Here is a 1,561-nt window from a genome sequence, read left to right as displayed (position 1 = left end):
ACCGCCGAGGCCGAGGAATGCGCCTCGGCATGGCGCTGCAGCACGTCCGCGAACTCCCGGGTGATCCGGTGGATGTCCGAGGCGGTCGAGCCTTCGATGTTCAACGGGTGGAAGGTCCCGCCGCCCAGAGCCGCGAAATGCGCCGCGATCGGCACGGCGGCCTCGGGCACAATCCGGCTCAACCGGTCGAGGTAGTTGACGCCAAGCCCGCCCGGGCGCTGCTCCGAGACTTCCGTCCCGTGCGACAGAGTCGAGACCCCGACGCCGATGTCATTGGCCACGGCCTCAAGACCGCCGGCCGCGCGAATGGCGGTCTGCACCGCCGACTGGATCGAAGCGGGCCGCGCCTTACGCATGGGGAAACTCTCCGGGGGTTTTCGCGAGCACAAGAGCGCTGGCCATGGCAAAACCGAGTTCAAGCGAACAAGAAGACATCAGGCTGCTCCTTGCACGACGAACGAGAACGCAATGTCGGGGCAGTCGATTCCCGCCTCTCGGCAGAGATCTCTGACAACCGGATACCACCGCGCGGGAAATTCCCCATGTTCGCGCGCCGCCCTCACAGACCGAGGCTTCACGCCAACGGCGCTCGCAATGACATCGTCTCCAAGGAGTTCCGTGATTTGTTTGACTGCAGCACATCTCATGCCAGTGAGTTGCCAAACTTTATGGCATTTGGCAAGCCATACGTTTGCCGGATGCGCCAAAATTCATGGCAGAGTAAAGTGCCAAGAATGGAGAACAGTGCCCCTTTTTCGGATATTGCTGAGCGCATTCGCTGGCACCGTGCCACAACCGGCATGAACCAAACCGACTACGCGAAGCGAGCAGGCATCAAGCGCTCTCAGCTATCGAACTGGGAGACTGGCCATCAGCGTATCTCGATAGACGGCGCGCGCGCCCTACGAAAAACGTACGGACTGTCGCTCGACTTCATATACGAAGGCATAGCGGACACGTTACCTATGACACTGCGCAATGCCTGGCTGGATAGGCCGAGCGTCAGCTGATCCAGAAAGTCGATGGTCAGCCCTGTTCTTCGGGCACCTTCGATCAAGATATCAAGCCTCTCCATGCGCCCTCCCTCCGGCCCTTCAAAGCTGATTAGATCAGCTATTGCAGGCAGTTAAGATCTGCCTCTAACAGGCGTCAAGAGGCGCCAGACTGTCGGAATCCGACAGCTTTTGTAGCGCCCGCCTGACCGCAGCCCTTGAGAGCCCAACATCTTGTGCTATCGCGCTGATGGATGCGTCGCCGTATGCCTGCAAATATTCTGCGACCAGCGCGGTATTGAGATCTCCATACCGCGCCTTGAGGTCGACCAGCAGCAGGAAGTTGCGATCACTTCGAGTCTCCATCTTCGCGAAATACCCCATATTCAGCCGACAGCCACTAGCCGCAAGCCCGAGGTGCGCACATCTCGGCCAGATCATCTTGACATATTTTATGGCAACGTTAGCTTGTGTTGCCATATTTTATGTCATATCGTCACGATCATACCCACAGATGGAGGCATCGATGCTGACCCCTGACGAAAGCGCGCGCCTGCGGTCCGACTGGG

General features: G+C 59.0%; 3 protein-coding genes. 1 reads left to right on the top strand and 2 read right to left on the bottom strand.

Going from position 1 to position 1,561, the window contains the following annotated elements:
• On the bottom strand, nt 1-356 hold a 356-nt coding region (locus tag CVM50_RS21560), incomplete at its 3' end, for a hypothetical protein (protein WP_157792236.1).
• Between the two features lie 186 nt (nt 357-542).
• On the opposite strand from CVM50_RS21560, the gene CVM50_RS21555 reads away from it, so the two are divergent.
• Nucleotides 543-1,010 (top strand): helix-turn-helix domain-containing protein, encoded by a 468-nt coding sequence (locus CVM50_RS21555; RefSeq protein WP_085887038.1) that lies wholly within the window; start codon nt 543-545, stop codon nt 1,008-1,010.
• A gap of 129 nt (nt 1,011-1,139) precedes the next feature.
• On the opposite strand, the gene CVM50_RS19170 is transcribed toward CVM50_RS21555, so the two are convergent.
• A complete protein-coding gene (locus tag CVM50_RS19170) occupies nt 1,140-1,472 on the bottom strand; it encodes an AsnC family protein (RefSeq protein ID WP_143515581.1) in 333 nt (110 codons plus the stop codon).
• Nucleotides 1,473-1,561: the final 89 nt, after the last annotated feature.

The organism is Pseudooceanicola marinus, from assembly GCF_002786295.1.
Classification (GTDB): domain Bacteria; phylum Pseudomonadota; class Alphaproteobacteria; order Rhodobacterales; family Rhodobacteraceae; genus Pseudooceanicola; species Pseudooceanicola marinus.
The sequence above is the reverse complement of the archived record's forward strand: the minus strand, read 5'-3'. Positions and strand labels throughout refer to the sequence as shown.

What these genes read in the sequence shown, in the direction of transcription:
- CVM50_RS21555 (WP_085887038.1), top strand. Translation starts at nt 543, where the DNA reads ATGTTCGCGCGCCGCCCTCACAGACCGAGGCTTCACGCCAACGGCGCT.
- CVM50_RS19170 (WP_143515581.1), bottom strand. Translation starts at nt 1,472, where the DNA reads ATGGCAACACAAGCTAACGTTGCCATAAAATATGTCAAGATGATCTGG.